General features: G+C 71.2%; 19 protein-coding genes and 1 tRNA gene. 12 read left to right on the top strand and 8 right to left on the bottom strand.

Features of this window, described 5'->3' with window-relative positions:
- Positions 1-12: 12 nt before the first annotated feature.
- A complete protein-coding gene (locus ABZX75_RS04520) occupies positions 13-1,071 on the top strand; it encodes a DNA-binding protein (RefSeq protein WP_355407713.1) in 1,059 nt (352 codons plus the stop codon).
- A 110-nt stretch (positions 1,072-1,181) separates the two neighbouring features.
- Here ABZX75_RS04520 and ABZX75_RS04525 read toward each other — a convergent pair.
- The 5 genes from ABZX75_RS04525 to ABZX75_RS04545 all read right to left on the bottom strand — a co-directional run bounded on the left by ABZX75_RS04525 (position 1,182) and on the right by ABZX75_RS04545 (position 5,392).
- Positions 1,182-1,255 (bottom strand) — tRNA-Met (locus tag ABZX75_RS04525).
- Between the two features lie 66 nt (positions 1,256-1,321).
- Positions 1,322-2,932 carry an MFS transporter gene (locus ABZX75_RS04530; protein ID WP_355407715.1) on the bottom strand — a complete coding sequence of 537 codons (1,611 nt, stop codon included), beginning with the start codon at positions 2,930-2,932 and terminating at the stop codon, positions 1,322-1,324.
- Positions 2,929-3,807, bottom strand: coding sequence for a thioesterase domain-containing protein (locus ABZX75_RS04535; RefSeq protein WP_355407717.1), 879 nt, complete (start codon positions 3,805-3,807; stop codon positions 2,929-2,931). The genes ABZX75_RS04530 and ABZX75_RS04535 overlap by 4 nt, the downstream gene beginning before the upstream one ends.
- A 107-nt stretch (positions 3,808-3,914) precedes the next feature.
- A complete protein-coding gene (locus ABZX75_RS04540) occupies positions 3,915-5,138 on the bottom strand; it encodes a beta-ketoacyl-[acyl-carrier-protein] synthase family protein (RefSeq protein ID WP_355407719.1) in 1,224 nt (407 codons plus the stop codon).
- Complete coding sequence (locus tag ABZX75_RS04545) at positions 5,135-5,392, bottom strand: acyl carrier protein (protein ID WP_355407721.1); 258 nt, start codon at positions 5,390-5,392, stop codon at positions 5,135-5,137. The genes ABZX75_RS04540 and ABZX75_RS04545 overlap by 4 nt, the downstream gene beginning before the upstream one ends.
- Before the next feature lie 136 nt (positions 5,393-5,528).
- Here ABZX75_RS04545 and ABZX75_RS04550 point away from each other — a divergent pair, with 136 nt between their 5' ends.
- A complete protein-coding gene (locus ABZX75_RS04550; protein WP_355407723.1) occupies positions 5,529-6,449 on the top strand; it encodes a nitrilase-related carbon-nitrogen hydrolase in 921 nt (306 codons plus the stop codon).
- Positions 6,450-6,456: 7 nt separating this feature from the next.
- Here the strand turns inward: ABZX75_RS04550 and ABZX75_RS04555 are convergent, their stop codons facing one another.
- On the bottom strand, positions 6,457-7,755 hold the full coding sequence (locus ABZX75_RS04555) for an ATP-grasp domain-containing protein (RefSeq protein ID WP_355407725.1): 1,299 nt from the start codon (positions 7,753-7,755) through the stop codon (positions 6,457-6,459).
- 6 nt (positions 7,756-7,761) lie between these two features.
- Positions 7,762-9,363, bottom strand: coding sequence for a PqqD family protein (locus tag ABZX75_RS04560; RefSeq protein ID WP_355407726.1), 1,602 nt, complete (start codon positions 9,361-9,363; stop codon positions 7,762-7,764).
- A 489-nt stretch (positions 9,364-9,852) separates the two neighbouring features.
- On the opposite strand from ABZX75_RS04560, the gene gvpO reads away from it, so the two are divergent.
- The 10 genes from gvpO to ABZX75_RS04610 are packed head-to-tail and all read left to right on the top strand — an operon-like array spanning position 9,853 to position 14,908.
- Positions 9,853-10,185 carry a gas vesicle protein GvpO gene (gene gvpO / locus ABZX75_RS04565; protein WP_355407728.1) on the top strand — a complete coding sequence of 111 codons (333 nt, stop codon included), beginning with the start codon at positions 9,853-9,855 and terminating at the stop codon, positions 10,183-10,185.
- A gap of 51 nt (positions 10,186-10,236) precedes the next feature.
- Entirely contained in the window at positions 10,237-10,665 is a 429-nt protein-coding gene (locus ABZX75_RS04570; RefSeq protein WP_355407730.1) for a gas vesicle structural protein GvpA, read from the top strand.
- Positions 10,662-11,375, top strand: coding sequence for a GvpL/GvpF family gas vesicle protein (locus ABZX75_RS04575; RefSeq protein WP_355407732.1), 714 nt, complete (start codon positions 10,662-10,664; stop codon positions 11,373-11,375). Before ABZX75_RS04570 ends, ABZX75_RS04575 begins: the two co-directional genes overlap by 4 nt.
- Positions 11,376-11,399: 24 nt before the next feature.
- Entirely contained in the window at positions 11,400-11,636 is a 237-nt protein-coding gene (locus ABZX75_RS04580; RefSeq protein WP_355407734.1) for a gas vesicle protein GvpG, read from the top strand.
- Positions 11,633-12,271, top strand: a complete 639-nt coding sequence (locus ABZX75_RS04585) for a DNA primase (RefSeq protein ID WP_355407736.1) — start codon at positions 11,633-11,635, stop codon at positions 12,269-12,271. The genes ABZX75_RS04580 and ABZX75_RS04585 overlap by 4 nt, the downstream gene beginning before the upstream one ends.
- Entirely contained in the window at positions 12,264-13,313 is a 1,050-nt protein-coding gene (locus ABZX75_RS04590) for an SRPBCC family protein (protein ID WP_355407737.1), read from the top strand. The genes ABZX75_RS04585 and ABZX75_RS04590 overlap by 8 nt, the downstream gene beginning before the upstream one ends.
- Positions 13,310-13,627 (top strand): gas vesicle protein, encoded by a 318-nt coding sequence (locus ABZX75_RS04595; RefSeq protein ID WP_355407739.1) that lies wholly within the window; start codon positions 13,310-13,312, stop codon positions 13,625-13,627. Before ABZX75_RS04590 ends, ABZX75_RS04595 begins: the two co-directional genes overlap by 4 nt.
- A complete protein-coding gene (locus ABZX75_RS04600; protein ID WP_355407741.1) occupies positions 13,624-14,457 on the top strand; it encodes a GvpL/GvpF family gas vesicle protein in 834 nt (277 codons plus the stop codon). Before ABZX75_RS04595 ends, ABZX75_RS04600 begins: the two co-directional genes overlap by 4 nt.
- Positions 14,454-14,639: a gas vesicle protein gene (locus ABZX75_RS04605; RefSeq protein ID WP_355407743.1), complete on the top strand. Its 186-nt coding sequence runs from the start codon at positions 14,454-14,456 to the stop codon at positions 14,637-14,639. Before ABZX75_RS04600 ends, ABZX75_RS04605 begins: the two co-directional genes overlap by 4 nt.
- Positions 14,636-14,908, top strand: a complete 273-nt coding sequence (locus ABZX75_RS04610; protein WP_355407745.1) for a gas vesicle protein K — start codon at positions 14,636-14,638, stop codon at positions 14,906-14,908. Before ABZX75_RS04605 ends, ABZX75_RS04610 begins: the two co-directional genes overlap by 4 nt.
- 149 nt (positions 14,909-15,057) lie before the next feature.
- Here the strand turns inward: ABZX75_RS04610 and ABZX75_RS04615 are convergent, their stop codons facing one another.
- The gene (locus tag ABZX75_RS04615; RefSeq protein WP_355407950.1) at positions 15,058-16,101 is read right to left on the bottom strand and encodes an HTTM domain-containing protein; all 1,044 of its coding nucleotides are present in this window, start codon (positions 16,099-16,101) and stop codon (positions 15,058-15,060) included.
- Positions 16,102-16,122: the final 21 nt, after the last annotated feature.

Raw genomic sequence — 16,122 nt, forward strand, 5'->3', positions numbered from 1 at the left:
CCCTTCGAGAGGGTGCTGTCGCCGCTGGCCGGGGATTCGGAGTACGAGTGGGAAGACCTCGCGGACAGGCGGCCGCGGCTCCCCCGCGCGCAGTTGCCGAGCGGTGCCATGCTGGGGAGCGACCAGCGGGTGGGTTTCGAGTACAGGGGGCGGGACGTGCCGGAGCTGTCGGCGATCGAGGTGGCGGCCGTGACGGAGAGGCTCGTCGCGCTCGACGTGACCGTCGGGGCACAGGGGGCGGTCGGAGCGGCTCTGGAGGCCGTCCGCACGGTCGGCCGGTGCTGCGGAGTGCGATGCGACGGCGACTTCGGCGATGGGGAGCGGGCCGCGCTCGCGGAGCTGTTCCAGGTCGCCGCCTGGATCACCTTCGATGCCGAGCGGCACGCTACCTCGCAGCGCCTCAACCACCGCGCACTGGAGCTCGCCCGTGGTGGTCGGGGCGGGCCGTCCGCTGTCGAACCGTTGATCCTGGCCGTCCTCTGCATGCAGGAGGAGCACCTCGGCCGGCCCGCTGCCTCGCTGCGGATCGCCTCGTCCGTCCTGGCCCGTGAAGAGCTTCCCGGCCGCGTGAAGGCGATCTTCCAAGTACGGGCCGGGCGCGCCCTTGCCCGCCTGGGTCGTGGGCCGGAGACTCTACGGGCGCTGCGCACCGCCGCCGAGCTGCTCGCCGATCGCCCCACGGTCCGGGACCCCGCCTGGGCCTGGTGGTTCGACCGGCAGGAACTCGACGGCCACCACGGTCTCGCGCGAGCTGCGCTGGGGGAGCTGGACGTGGCAGCCGAACTCCTCCACCGCGCGGCACACGCCGACGACGACGGGCCCGCCTACCGCGTGCTGTTCGACGCCGAGCTCGCCCGGGTCCTGGCCCAGGCCGGTGACTGGCGCGAGGCCGACACGGTGATGTCGGCGCTGATGGGCACCGTACCGGCGGTCGGCTCCGTGCGCGCACTACGCGCGGTCGGCCACGCGACCCGCCTTGTCCGGCACGGCCACCGCGTGCCGCGGCGCACCCGCGACACCGCCCAGCACCTCGCCCGGCTGCTGCGCGGCACCAGCCGGACGGATCGCTGAGGGATGATGGCGAACGTCCCTCCTCACCGACGCGCGAGGCGCCGGGAGTCGAGAGCGATACGCATGGCGGAAGGGCCCGGATCCAGCAGGATCCGGGCCCTTCCAGGCAGTAGCGGGGACAGGATTTGAACCTGCGACCTCTGGGTTATGAGCCCAGCGAGCTACCGAGCTGCTCCACCCCGCGTCGGTGAACCCCACCCTACGGCACCACGGGACCAGTACTCACCAGACCCCGGAGGCGAGGCGGCAGTCACCTCCCCGGTCCCGTCGCACGCGATCGTGCCGCATGGCCGGTGCCGACCGCTTCGCGGTCCGGCGGCATCGCCCGCGGGGAGCGGTCGGGGAGGTAGCGGAACAGGGCTGCGGCGGTGAGCGCGGTGACGGCCCCGGCGGTGAAAGCGGTGACCGTCATGGCGTCGGTGAAGGCTTCGCGGGCGGCGCTCACTACGAGGGGGCGTACCGCCTCGGGGACTTCGCCCGCCCGGGCGGGGGCGCTCAGGCCACTGTGGCCCACGATGCCGATGAGGTGGGCGGGGGCGTGTGCGCGGGTCAGGGAGTCGGTGAGGTGTGAGGTGAAGACGGCCGCCAGGACGGAGCCCTGGACGGCGACGCCGAGGGCGGATCCGATTTGGCGGGTGGCGTCGTTGACGGCCGAACCCAGGCCCGCGCGGTCCTGGGGGACGGCGCCCATCACCAGGTCCGTGGCCGCGGCGGCCACCAGGCCTGCCCCGAAGCCGACGATGAGCTGGAAGACGGCGTTGCGGGGGTAGGCGGAGTCCGGGCCGGTACCCGCCAGGACGACGAAGCCGGCGGTGATGACGGTGAGACCGCCGACGATGGGCGGCTTGTGCCCGAGCCGGGCGGCGAGGGGGACCGCCGCCACCGCGCCGACGGCGAGTCCGCCGGGCAGGGGAAGGGTCCGCACGCCGGCCTGGAGCGGGCTGTACCCGAGGACCCCCTGTAGGTAGAGGGTCAGGACGAACAAGGCGCCGAACATGGCGAACGACATCAGGGCGAGGGCTGCCGCGCCCGTGCCCACGCCGGGCCGGCGCAGGAGGGCCGGTGGCAGCATGGGATGGGGGATGCGTCGCTGCCGGGTGAGGAAGGCGGCCAGGAGGAGGGCCGCGGCAGCGAAGGCGGTCAGGGTCGCGCCGCTGGTCCAGCCGCGGTGAGGACTCTCGGTGACGGCCCACACCAGAGACAGCAGACTGCCGGCCGACAGGGCGGCGCCCGGCAGGTCGAACGTCGAGCGCTGTGTCGAGCGGGATTCGGGTACGAGCGCGAGGGCGAGGGTCATGGCCACGGCGGCCAGGGGCAGGTTGATCCAGAATCCGGCGCGCCAGGAGAAGTGCTCGACCAGCCAGCCGCCGACGACGGGCCCGCTCAGGCCGCCGAGGCCGCCGATGGCGGCCCACGCGGAGATGGCCCGGCGGCGCAAGGCGGGTTCGGGGTAGAGGTGGTGGAGCACGGCGAGGGTGGCGGGCATGAGCAGTGCCGCCCCGGCGCCCATGACGCAGCGTGCGGTGATCACTTGGCCCGGAGTGGTGGCCAGGGCGCCGGCGGTGGAGGCGGCGGCGCACACGGCCAGGCCGCACAGGAAGGAGCGGCGGCGGCCCCACCGGTCGGTGAACGCTCCCAGGGCCAGGACGGTGCCACCCAGGACGAGTGCGTAGGCGTCGACGGTCCACTGCACCTGCGCGGTGGTGGGGGCGAGATCGCTCTGGAGGTCGGGGACGGCGACGTTGAGGACGGTCAGGTCGAGACCCAGGATGAACAGGCCCAGACAGACGGCTGCCGCCGCACCGGCGCGGTGAAGGCGAGGGGGACCGGGGCCCGGCGCGACGGGAGCGAGACTGCTCATGGCCGGGCGAAGGCGAGGAGACGGCCGCCGTTCGGTGTGTCAGGAGTGGCCGGGTCAAGGGTGGCGGGGTCAGGAGTGGCGGTGTCACGGATGGCGGCCGAGAGGTCGTCCAGGAGCCGGCCGACGAGTGCCGGGGCCTGCGCCGTGGGATACATGTGGCCGCCGGGGAAGTAGTGAGGGGTGGCGGGGCGGGTGACCAGGTCGTTCCATGCCGTCAGGGCGTCGGGGTCGGTGACGGGGTCGTCCTGCCCGCCGTACAGGGCCAGGGGGACGTCCAAGGGCGGTTCGTCGCGGTGGTGGTGCTGGAGGAGCAGGAGGAGGTCCGCGAGGACAGGGGTACAAGCGGCGGCCAGGAGTTGGTGATTCTCGAGGAGTTGCTCGGGGACGGGCCCGACGAGGTCGGTGAGGCCGTCCAGGCCGGCGATGAGCCGGCAGGGCAAGGCAGTGGCGTACGTGCCCAGGTGGGGTGCCGCCATGGAGGAGAGCGCCAGCAGGAACGGCATGCGCCCGGAGCTGCCCCGCAGCCGGCGGACGGCCTCGAAGGCCAGCAGGGCGCCGCAGCTGTGGCCGAAGACCGCGTAGGGCCGCGGGTCACCGGGATCGTCGAGGATATGAGCGAGGCGGGCGGCGAACTGGACGGAGTCGGTCACGGACGGCTCACCGCTACGGGGACCGCGTCCGGGCAGGCTCACGGAGCACGGTTCGACGCTGGGAGGCAGGAGTCTCTGCCAGGAGTGGAAGAATTCCGGCCCGGCGCCGGCGGGCGGCAGGCAGTACAGGCGCAGGTCCGCGTCGGGGCGGGCGCGCAGGACGACGCGTTCGAGGCTGCTCAGCGGCGGGAGGTCCCCGGCGGCGGGCGGCGGGGCGACTGGCATGGGAATCACTTCTTTCGACGGTTGGCAGCGCTGGGCCCTGGCCGGTGGTGGCCGGTCGTGGACCGTCCTGGTCGGTGCCGGGTTGCCGTGGGGCGGTGCGGCGGCGATCAGGGGGTGGTGATGACCAAAACGGCGTTCTGGCCGCCGAAGCCCAGGGAGTTGCTCAGAACGGCCCGCATCTGCCGGGCGCGGGGAACCTTCGTGACGACGTCGAGATCGATACGCGGGTCCTGGCGCTCCAGGTTCGCGGTCGGCGGGATCACCTGGTGTTCCAGGGCCAGCACGCTGAAGGCGGCTTCGATGGCGCCCGCGCCGCCGATGGCGTGGCCGATGATGCTCTTGCTGGCCGTGACCGGCGGGGGGCTCTTGAAGACGCGGCCCAGGGCGGTGGCCTCGATCAGGTCGTTGAGCTGCGTGGAGGTGGCGTGGGCGTTGACGTGGTCGATGTCGGCCGCATCGAGGCCCGCGTCGTGGAGCGCGGCGCGCATCGCCGCTTCCAGTCCGCGGCCGCCCGGCTCGGGGGCGGTGGGCTGGTAGGCGTCGGCAGAGGCTCCGTAGCCGGCGAGGTGGGCGCGGACCGGGGCGCGACGCGCGCGGGCGTGCCGGGCGCGTTCGAGCACGAGGACACCGGCGCCCTCGCCCAGGACGAAGCCGTCGCGGTCGGCGTCGAAGGGACGTGAGGCCCCCGCGGGGTCCTGCGTACGGGTGGACAGCGCGGTCATGCGGGAGAAACACAGAGCGGTGACTGGGCACGCGCGGGGGGCTTCGCTGCCGCCGGCCAGCACGATGTCGCAGGCATTGCTGCGCAGAAGGGCCATGGCCGTGCCCAGAGCGGTGGCACCGGAGGCGCAGGCCGTGCAGGTGGCGAGGTTGGGCCCCTGCGCGCCGAGATCGATGGCGATCTCGCCGGCCGCCATATTGGGCACACTGCGCGGAATGGCCAGCGGGGATACCGCCGCGGGGCGACCGGCGTGGACCTTCGCGGACTCCGTCATCCACGTCTCCATGCTGGTGGACCCGACACCGATGACGACGCCGACGCGAGGAGCGTCCCAGGTCCCGGGGTCCAGGGCGGCATCGGCCACTGCCTGGCGGGCGGCGGCTACGGCCATCTGGACGAAGCGGTCCATGCGCCATGCGGTGCGGCCGACCGCCTGACGGGGATCGAAGCCGGGAACGGCGCAGGCGAAGTCAACCGGCATGCCGGCCATGGCCGGTTCGGTCCGGGCGGTGGATTCCCCCCGCAGGAGCGTGGCCCAGTTCTCCTCGGCGCCGGTCCCCGCGGGGGTGATGAGGCCGATTCCGGTGACGGCGACGTCGTCCGGCTTCACCGGCTGGTCCGACCCGCCCCGACGGTGCTTTCGAACCATGCGGCGAGATCGCCGAGAGAGGTGTCGGGGCGCGGGAGGTCCTCGCGGTCGACGATGCGTACGTCGTACCGGTCCTCGAGAATGGTCACCAGTTCCAACAGGGCGAGGGAGTCGAGGCCGACTTCGGTGAAGGTGATGTCGGGGTTCAACTCGTCGCCGGGGACGCTGAAGTGCTCGGTCAGATGGTCGACGAGAATCTCGTACATTTCTGCCATAGCCGCCCATTATGGTTTCTCGGATACGGCAGGAACCCTGCGCCACGCGGTACCCGCCCCCGTTCACCCCGCCGGCCCCCGCCGCTGTCCTGTCGGCTTCCGAGCGACTCGCCCGTCCGGTTCGTACAGTTCTGATATGACGTACGTGACAGCTGCTGTCGTACAGGCCGGCTCCTCTCTCTTCGACACCCCCCGGACCCTCACGAAGGCCCAGGACTTGATCAGTGACGCGGCGCGGCAGGGCGCTGGGGTCATCGTGCTGCCCGAGGCGTTCTTGGGCGGCTACCCGAAGGGTCTGGACTTCGGAGTGACGGTCGGTTCGCGTTCCGCGGCCGGGCGCGAGGAATTCCGCCGGTACTGGGATGCGGCGATCGACGTGCCCGGGCCCGAGACGGACGCGCTAGCCGCGCTGGCGGCGGATCTACGCTGCGACCTGGTCGTCGGAGCGATCGAGCGAAGTGGCAGAACCCTGCATTGCGTCGCCCTGTTCTTCGGCCCGGGCGGCCTGCTGGGCAAGCACCGCAAGCTGATGCCCACCAGCGCCGAACGGCTCATCTGGGGTTTCGGTGACGGCTCCACGATGCCGGTGATCGACACGGGTTCGGCCCGGCTGGGCGCCGCCATCTGCTGGGAGAACTACATGCCCCTCTTCCGCACCGCCATGTACGCCAAGGGCGTGGACATCTGGTGCGCGCCGACGGTGGACGACAGGGAGACCTGGCAGGCCACCGTGCGGCACGTGGCGCTCGAAGGCCGCTGCTTCGTGCTGAGCGCCGCCCAGTATCTGTGCCGGGCCGACGTGCCCGCCGATGTACATCCCATCCAGGGCGAGGAACCGGAGACCGTACTCATCAACGGGGGCAGCACCATCGTCTCGCCGCTCGGCGAGGTTCTGGCCGGACCGCTGAGGGGCGCAGAAGGCGTTCTCACCGCCGAGCTCGACCTCGGTGAGCTGGTCCGCGCCCGTTTCGATTTCGACGTGACGGGCCATTACGCACGGCCGGACGTGTTCACCCTGCACGTCGACGAGCGGATCAAGGACAGTGTGGTGCGGTGACGCCGGCTCACACGCCTCGCTCGGCGGTCGCGCACTGGTAGAGCCAGTCACGGATCTGGTCGGTTCGGTCACCTTCGAGCAGCACGCGACCACGCACCACGGCATGACGCCGGTGGTCGGAGGCGAGCGGCGCCTCGTCGTCCGGGAGGAGTTCCTCCGGGCCGGCCGGTTTGCGGGTGAGTTCCACGTGTACGCCGGGGTGGGAGGCGGCCAGGTCCCGGGCGCGTTCCAGTTGGTGCGCTTGCGTGGCGACGAGTTGTCCGACGGCGCGCCGGCCGTTGCCGTACGGCGCTGCGGGCGGCTCCAGGCCGTCCAGGTGCGTGGAGAAGACGAGCTCGGCCCAACGCAGTCCGGTCGCACGCTCGACGAGGGCGACCAGCCCGGAACCGGAGAGCCGGAATCCCATTTCCAGGAAGTGCGGTCCCACGCCGTTACTGATGGCATCGATGTGGAAGGGGCCGTGCCGGTAACCGGTCGCGCCCAGACATGATTGGGCCAGGTCCTGAAGGGCCCGTGGAGCGACGGCTCCGGAAGCGGCGATGTGGCCGGCCTCCCGGAACCCCCGCAGCCCGTCGGCGTGGTCGGCCTCGGGCAGGATGACCTTCTCGCAGAAGGACAGCAGCCGTGCTTCCCCGTTCCAGGCGATGCCCTGCACCGAGTACTCGGTTCCCTCCACGTGCTCCTCCACCAGCAGGCCGGTGAAGGCCGCGCCTCCGTAATTCGTGGTGGCGGCCGCGGCGCGTACGGCGCGCTCCCGTTCCGCCGTGTCGCGGACCTGGAACACGCCGAGCCCTCCGGCACCGTCCACCGGCTTGACGACCTGGGGGAAGGCCATCCCTTCGAGGGCTCGCGCGTGTGCCGGGCCGAGTTCGCCCCGGGCGGACAGGGGCAGGTGCACGTGCCGTGGTTGCAGGACCTCCGGGGCGTACCGGGTCAGGCCTGTCCGCTGCTGCAGCTTGTCGGGCGGAGCGAAGTCCGCACCCACGTGTGGCCACGGGGCGACGCGCAGGGTGGCGGCCAGGGAGAAGGCGCTCTCGGCGTAGCGTTCGAATCCGGCCAGCAAGAGGGCGGGTACCACCCGGTGGGTACGCAGTGCGGCTGCCACCTGTTCGGCGTCCTCCGGTTCGGAGACGGGAATCTCGATGCCGAAGGGCTGCCTGTGCAGGACGCGGCGCCAGCGGAGATAGGCCGGAGTCTCCACCAGTACGGTCGTCATGTCCCGCCGGGCCGCGCAGGCCAGATACGGGTCCAGACCGTCCCGGGTGGCGCCGAGTTGGACGAACGCGCGCTTGACTGTCGCTTTCATCCCCGGTCACCGCCCTGAGAGGGTTTCGGTGACTTCCGGGCCGTCCGGGGAATGCCGGGTGCGAATCCGCTCCTTGTGCGGGTCACCTTCGAGGATGCTCTCCAACAGCACCGGTACCGGTCCCCGCGGGACCTGGTCGGTGAGTTCGCTGTGGTACAGCACCCGCAGCCGGCCGAGATCCAGACCACTCAGATGTTCCAGAAGCACGGCCAGCTCGTCGCTCGACGTCCGCCCGGCGCGGTTCCCCTCGTCCGTCTCCTGCTCTCTCTCCTCATCCTTCTCCTGCCCGAGCAGCGCATGGATCGCAGCCTCCTCACCGGCCAGCTCCGGATGCCGGCTCGCCAGGTAGCCGCGCAGGTGGGCACCGCGGGCCGTGAAGGGGGAGTAGACCATGCAGACGAGCTGCCGCTCACCGAGCCCGTAGGCGTCCTGGGCGAAGTCGTTCATCCGTGACCTCATGACCGTGTGTGCGTCGCTGCCCGCGTACCGGGCGGCCATCTGGTCGATGAGCCGCTGCGGGAACTCCTTGCGCCGCATCATCCGCAGCGCGAAACCGACGTATTCCTCCAGCCCCTCCTGGTAGCTGCGGCCGAAGACGTACTGGCACTTCAGGCCGCGCAGATGCGCCATCAGCGCCGGGTTGGCGCAGTCGGACTCGGTGAAACTGAACGCCAGGTCGTCGAAGACGAAGCCCAGGTGCCGGGTGAGGAGGTCCCAGTGGCTGCCAGCGTCGTAGGCGGTCTCCCCGTAGATCGAGAAGAACTCCAGCTGGGGCGACACGTCGGTGTGGACACCGTGTTCCGCCACCGTCGCCTGCGCGTCCGGGCCGTGGATGTCCCGGAAGTAGGCCTGGGCGATCCCGTCCAGCGCGCCCAGCAGCCGCGGAAAGCCGGGTGTCCGCCCGGCCGGCTCGCCCCGGGACACCTGGCGCGACAGCCGGCTGATCCACATGGCGTAGGCGCGCTGCTCCTCGCGGGAGTCGCCGGTGATGATGACGTCGACCCCGTCGCCGTGGGCTGCGGCGACGCCGAAGGCGTTGGCCATGCTGAGATTGCACGCGTTGCAGAAGGTGGGGCGGGCGTCCGCACGGGTCCGGTGGCCGGTCATCAGGATGTCGATCCGGTTGCGCGCGGCGACTTGCTCCGAGGGCGGGGCGTCGGCCCGGAACGATTGCACGGCGTCGCCGTCGATGAGCAGCAGCTCGCAGGCCGGATCCTGGTGCATCCCCAAGGCCGTGTAGGCACGGTCGATGTTCTCCATGACGGCACGCGGCATACCGGAGTGCCGGTTGGTGGCCGCTCGGAGAGTGAACAGCCATCCGTGCTCCCGTGCGGCCGTGAGCTGGACGGCACGGACGAAGGCGAGGGTGTAACTGCTGTCCTTGCCTCCGCCGTACCCGACCAGTACATTCCCGCCGTCCGTGGCGTTCCGCTCCCGCAGCAGCCTGTGGAGGCGCTCCGCGGAGCAGCGGACCGCCGCACGGTCCTGCGGCGTCAGGAAGCCGAGCAGCCGCTCCAGCGAGCGCTGGCGCAGCGCCTTGAGCGCCTCGCCGGAAAGAGGACCGGAAAGAGGACCGGAAAGAGGAGAGGGAAGTTCGGAAGGCCCCATGGCTTCTCCGCCCGTGATGAGGGATCGACGACTGGATGGGTGGCCACTCCTCCAATCTTGGGAGCCCTGCGGAGATGCGCATGACCGGGCGATGGGGCCCGTGGTGATTCCCTCCGCCACAGGTACGGATCCAGGCGTGGGAGCACAGGGCAGAAGGGCGGCCGAGTGCGGCCCGGTGCCGTTCCGCCATCCAGGTGAAGCCAGCCGAGAGCGTGGAGCCGAGCGTGGTCTGGGCCCCAGCGGGTCCTCGTCGCTGCAGGCGGGGCTGTAGGCGGGGACTCCGCCGGCGCCGACGACGGCCCGCGCGGGTTTCCGCGCGGGCATGTCGGCCGGTTCGCCGGGCATGAGCGGGGCCGTGCCCCTCGACCAAGGGGAGCAAGTGGCGGACTTCTTCTGACGTTCCGCCACATCTGGTCGGGGTACCTCTCCTTTCCGGGGCGAGGCGTTTGGTGTGGTCCGCGGTGGCTATACGCGGCAGAGAGGAAAGCGATGGCCAGTACATCCGAAAACGAGAAACCCGATCAGGCGGAAAGGGAACAGGAGCCGGAGCAGGAGGAGCAGCGGCTGCCGGGAACGGTGGAGATCATCCGTTCCGCCCGCCGGCAGCTGGTGGAGCTCATCGGCGTGGAAGCCGAAACCGTCAGCGCCTGCGAACGCACCGCGGAGGGATGGACGCTGTCCGTCGAGGTGGTGGAACTGGAACGAGTTCCGGACACCATGAGCCTGCTCGCCTCCTACACCGTCGAACTGGACCGGCAGGGCGAGCTGACCGGCTACCGCCGCCACCGCCGCTACGAGCGGGGCCGCGCCGACCGCAAGTGACGTGCCCCCGCGGCTGCCCCCGCCTCGACCACGAGAGAGGGAACCGAGAAGATGACTGTTGTCCCCGCCCAGCCCACCGCCCAAGGCGGCGGCTCCAGCGGACTGTACGACGTGCTCGAACTCGTCCTGGACCGCGGTCTGGTGATCGACGCCTTCGTACGCGTCTCCCTGGTGGGCATCGAGATCCTGAAGATCGACATCCGGGTGGTCGTCGCCAGCGTCGACACCTACCTGAGGTTCGCCGAGGCCTGCAACCGGCTTGACCTGGAGGCCGGACCGCGCAAGAGCCCGGGCCTGCCCGAGCTGGTGGGCGAGATCACCGAGTCCGGAGCGCGCGGTAAGTCGAAGGGCGCCCTCAGCGGCGCCGCACAGACCATATCCGACGCCTTCCACCAGGCCCGTGACGAGGGCTCGGAGGAGAAGAGCGAAGCCCGGCCCCGCAGCCGGCGCACCGCGCCGCGCAGGGAGGAGAAGGAATGAGTACGTACGTCTACGGAATCGCCCGCGCCGCTCAGAGCCTGCCGGAGCAGCTGGACGGCATAGGGAATCCGCCCCGGCCCGTCCGTACGGTCACCAGCGGAAGGCTCACCGCGCTGGTCAGCGAGGCCCCCGAGGAACTGAAGGCCAAGCGCCGCGACCTGGTGGCCCACCAGAGGGTGATCATCGAGGCGGCCGCGTCCGGGCCCGTCCTGCCGATGCGGTTCGGTGGTGTCTCCACCGACGACGACACCGTCGCCGCCGTCCTGCGGGAACACGAGGAGCACTACCTGGAGCGCCTCGACGCCTTGCAGGGCAAGGACGAGTACAACGTCAAGGCCTCGCACGACGAGGAAGCCGTCCTCTACCGGGTCTTGGGCGACGACGCGGAACTGCGCGCGCTGAGCGAGGCCAACCGCGCCGCCGGGGGAGGGAGCCACCAACAGAAGCTCCAGTTGGGTGAGCGGGTCGCCCGCGCGGTCCAGGAGCGCGAGAGGCGTGACGCGGAACTCGTCGAGAGCGTTCTTCGCCCCCTCGCGGCCGCCGTCAACCACGGTCCCGAGAGCGGCAGCTGGCTGGCGAACATCTCCTTCCTGGTCGAGCGGGAGCACGACCGGCGGTTCCTGGACGCCGTCCGGCAGTTGCACGTCGACCATCCCCACCTCGCCGTTCAGGTGTCCGGCCCGCTGCCGGCCTACAGCTTCGCCGACTAGACGGCGACGAGGAGAGGGAGCGCCATGGGCTTGCTGAAGGAACTCCTGCTGCTGCCGGCGGCGCCCGTACGCGGCACCGCGTGGGTCCTGGGCCAGGTGGTCGCCGAGGCGGAGCGGCAGTACTACGACCCCTCCGTCGTGCAGCGGGAGCTCGCGGCCTTGGCCGCGGCCCTGGACGAGGGCCGGATCGACGAGGACGAATTCGACCGCCGGGAGGACGAGCTCCTGGCCCGACTCGAAGCAGGGACGCAGCAGCGATGAACAACCGGATCGCGATAGGGCTCGCCGTCGGCGCGGGATACGCGCTGGGACGCACGAAGAAGGCCAAACTCGCGTTGGGCGTGGGCACCCTCATCATGAGCAGGAACCTCCCGTTCGATCCGCGGGCCGTGGCCGACCTCGCCGCCACCCGGCTCCAGAAGAACCCCCGGTTCAAGGAGCTCGGGGACCAGTTGCGCGAAGACTTGCGCGGCGTCGGCACCGCGGCCTCCGGAGCGGTCCTCGGCCGGTACCTCGACGGCTTGGCCGACCGGCTGCACGACCGGACCCAAGGCGTCCAGGAGCGCCTGTCGGGTCTCGCCGGCACCTGCGACCCTGAACGGCCGGACCGCGACGGCGAGGAAGCGGACGACGCCCAGCGCCCGAAGCGGGCCGAGGCGCAGAAGGCCGGGGCGGAGCAGGAAGACGACGAGCACCGGGAAGACGACGAGCAGCCCACCCGCAGCCGGCGGCCTGCCCGCCGCCCCGCGGGGGAGAAGGCAGCGGGCGCTGGCGCCGGCTCCGGGGGAACCCGGAGCGCGCCCGCGCGCCGCACCGCCCAGAAGAAGACGGCCGCTCCCGAGGCGAAGAAGTCCTCCGGAGCCCGGCAGGCCAAGGGAGGTCGCAGCCGTGCCTGAGCGCATCGCCACCCTCCTCAAGGACAACCCCGCCGCGGACCGCGCCAAGGAGGAACTGCGGGCCTACGTGCTCGCCCAAGCCGAACGCATGCTCGTCGGCGCGGGCCGCAAGCTGGGACGGTCCACCGCCAGACTCAACGACGTCGCCGAGGGCAAGGGCCTGGTGCGCGGCGCCGTGGGGGCCGCGGCCTCGCACGTGAAGGGCACCACCGTCGGCGCCCTGAAGAACCTCGGTGGCACGCACGAGGGCCGCGCGGGCCGCAAACCCACGGTCATTCTGGAAGCCGTCGATGTCGGTGTGCCCGTGCAGGACGCCTACGACCAGTGGACCACGTACCGGGACCTCGCCGACTTCGCCAAGGGCGACGAGAGCGCGACCGCACAGGACGAGGCCTCCTCCGAGGGGAACCTGAAGATCTTCTGGTCCCGCCGCAGCTGGAAGGCCCACATCACCGAGCAGATCCCCGACACGACGATCACTTGGACCTCGGAAGGGACCAAGGGAACCACCAAGGGCGCGGTCACCTTCCACGAACTCGCCGACCACCTCACCCGCGTCCTGCTGGTGGTCGAGTACCAGCCCAAGGGGCTCCTGGAGAAGGCGGGCAACCTGTGGCGGGCCCAGGAGCGTCGGGTGCGCCTGGATCTGAAGGAGTACGCCCGCTACACCACCCTCAAGGGCGAGGCCCCTGAGGGGTGGCGCGGTGAGACCCGTGACGAAGAGGTCGCCGTCGCCCAGGAGGACGACCCGGAATCCCTCCCGGAGGCGGAAGCGGAGGACGACGCTTACGAGGACCGCCTCCCGCAGGACGTGGCGCGGGACGAGGACGAGGACGAAGACGAGGACGAGGCGTTCGCCGACGCCGACGCGGCCGACGGCGATGCGGAATACGACGACGCGGAATACGACGACGCGGAATACGACGAGGAAGACGAAGCGGCCTACGACGCCGATGCCGTCGACGGCCGGGGCGCCTACGAGGACGAACCCGACCCGGACGAGGGCGGCCAGGACGGCCGCGGAAGGCGTAGCCGGGCATGACGACACCGTCGAGCCTCCCCCGCCCCTACGACGAAGGCGGCAGTGCGAACCTCGCCGACATCCTCGAGCGCGTCCTGGACAAGGGCATCGTCATCGCCGGTGACATCCGGATCAACCTGCTCGACATCGAGCTGCTCACCATCAAACTCCGGCTCGTCGTCGCCTCGGTGGACCGCGCCAAGGAGATGGGCATCGACTGGTGGGAGCAGGATCCCGCCCTTTCCTCCTCCGCCCGCCAGCGCGAACTGGGCCGCGAGAACGAAGAGCTCCGCCACCGCATCGCGGAGCTGGAATCAAGGCAGGAACAGACATGACCGCCCATGACCACCTCCTCTACGTGTACGCGGTGCTCCGCGGCCGGCCCGGCCTCCCCGCCTTCGCCGAGCGACTCGGAGAGGGGCCCACGGCGCTCCACCACGACGGCTTCACCGCCGTGGTGGAGCGCGTCGCCGCCTCGGACTTCGACGAGCGTCCCCTGCGCGCCCACCTCGAAGACCTCGACTGGCTGGCCGCCACCGCACGCACCCACGACCACGTGGTTTCCGCCCTCGGCGCCGTCACCACGGCCGTGCCCCTGCGCCTGGCCACCGTCTGCCGGGACGCAGCCGGGGTCCGCCGCCTCCTCGACACCGGCCGGGAGCAGTTCGCGCAGGCTCTGGAACGCCTCGACGGATGCCTGGAATGGGGTGTGAAGGTGCACCGCACACCCACCGCCCCACCCGCACCCACCGCCCCGCCGGCACCCACCACGCCGCCCGGGCCGGCGGACGGCGCCCCCGCCGGGGCGCAGCCCGGGGGCAAGGGCACCGGCCGCGATTACCTGCGGCGCCGCATCGAACACCGCCGCACCCAGTCCGGCGACGAGCGACAAGCCGCCGAAACGGCCGGCCGGCTGCACGAGGAGCTGGCCCGGCACGCCTCCGCGGCCACCCTGCACCCCCTGCAGAGCCCCCGCCTCTCCGGCACCACCGACCAGAACGTCCTCAACGCCGCCTACCTGGTCCGCCGCGACGCGTCCCAGGCCTTCCTGGACCGGATCCCCGCCGGTGATGCCCTTCCGCCCGGTCTGCGCATCGAGACCACCGGCCCCTGGGTTCCGTACTCCTTCGCAGCGCTCACTCCGGGCACGGACGTGCGCCCGTGAACCCGCATCAGGACGTGGCGCTGGTCGACCTCCTGGACCGGCTCCTGGCCGGAGGCGTCGTCCTGGCCGGAGACCTCACCCTGCGCATCGCCGATGTCGACCTCGTCCGGATCGACCTCAAGGCCCTCATCAGCTCTGTGAACGACACCGTGCCTTCCCCCTGGAAGGAGCCACTCCTGTGAACCAGCCGCGCCGCGTCGACCTCGACCCCGACACCGTCGAACGCGATCTGGCCTGCCTCGTCCTGACCGTCGTCGAACTGCTGCGCCAGCTGATGGAACGACAGGCCCTGCGCCGGGTCGAGGCCTCGGACCTCACCGAGGAGCAGGAGGAGCGCATCGGCCTGACCCTGATGCTTCTGGAAGACCGCATGGAGCAGCTCCGCGACCGGTTCGGTCTCTCCCCGGAGGATCTCAACATCGACCTGGGTCCCCTCGGCACCCTGCTGTAAAGCCCACGGCATTCCCGCGGGGCGGGGACCTGCCGGCCGGCTGCCCGGGCGGGCGCCTGGGGACGACATCGCCCAGGCTGCCCGGGTCCTCATCACCCAGGTCCCCACCACCCACGTCTCCAGGCGGAGCGACTGACCTCCTGCCGGGTTCAGCCGGCCCGTCCTGGCTGGGTCGGCACGAGTGCGGATTCTCCCCGGGCCGGAGCCTGCGTCCCCGGGATTCCTGCCGGTCGGGCCGTACGCGGCCACAGCTTCCCCAAGGACCGGTAGAAGCGGTCCGGAAGGAACACGGCGTCCGCGACGATCATCACGCAGGAGAAGAGCGGCAGTCCCAAGACGACCGCGATCCCCACGTGGAGGCCCAACAGCATGGTCAGGACGGGGTATTTGAGCCGGCCGAACAGGACGAACGGGAACGCGACCTGGAGCAGCACCGTCAGGTAACCGGCGATGGCGATCACGACCGAATGCTCGTCCAGCAGAAGGGACAGCGCGGGCCATGGCCGGAAGAGTTCGAGGTTCAGTACGTAGTGGAGGGCTGTCCCGTTGCCCCACGAGCTGCCCTGCACCTTGTACAGGCCTGCGGATCCGTAGAGGAAGCAGACCTGGGCGGCGATAACGAACATGCCGCAGTTGTGCAGCACGGTCGCCACCGTCCGGCGGAACCGGAGGAACCCGAGGAATCTGTGGGGGTACCGGCGCCCGTCCGCTGCCGCGCCCGCCCGCCTGCGTGCGTCGAGGGACCAGCGACGGCCGCAGGCGGTGAAGACGAGGTAGACGGACATCAGGAGGATGAGGTTGTCGCCCCCGTCCGTCATGAAGATCGACCGGGCGTGGAAGGACGCCACCACGACCGCGAAGAGCACGGACACGGCCCTGGTCCGCCAGCCCAGCATGAAAAGTGCGGAGGTGACGAGAGCGGCCGCGTAGCAGGTCTCGAAGTACGCACGGTGGTCGGAGAGGGTGAGGAGGCTGAACCATCCGGTCTGGTCGAAGAGCTGCCTCGCGAGCGCGGGTGACCACGGCGAATCCGGACCCCAGATCTCGTGGCGGTGCGGGAACTCGCGCAACAGGAAGACCAGGTAGAGCAGGCCGTACCCGATCCGGAGGACCGCTGCGGCGTACAGGGAGACCGGCCGTTCGATCAGGAGGGCGAAGAGCACGCCCACGCGGTCGAGCACCCGCTGCCGCAGCGGGCGTGCGGGCGCGCCGGT

The organism is Streptomyces sp. NPDC003038 (assembly GCF_040611115.1).
In the GTDB taxonomy this organism is placed as follows: Bacteria; Actinomycetota; Actinomycetes; order Streptomycetales; family Streptomycetaceae; genus Streptomyces.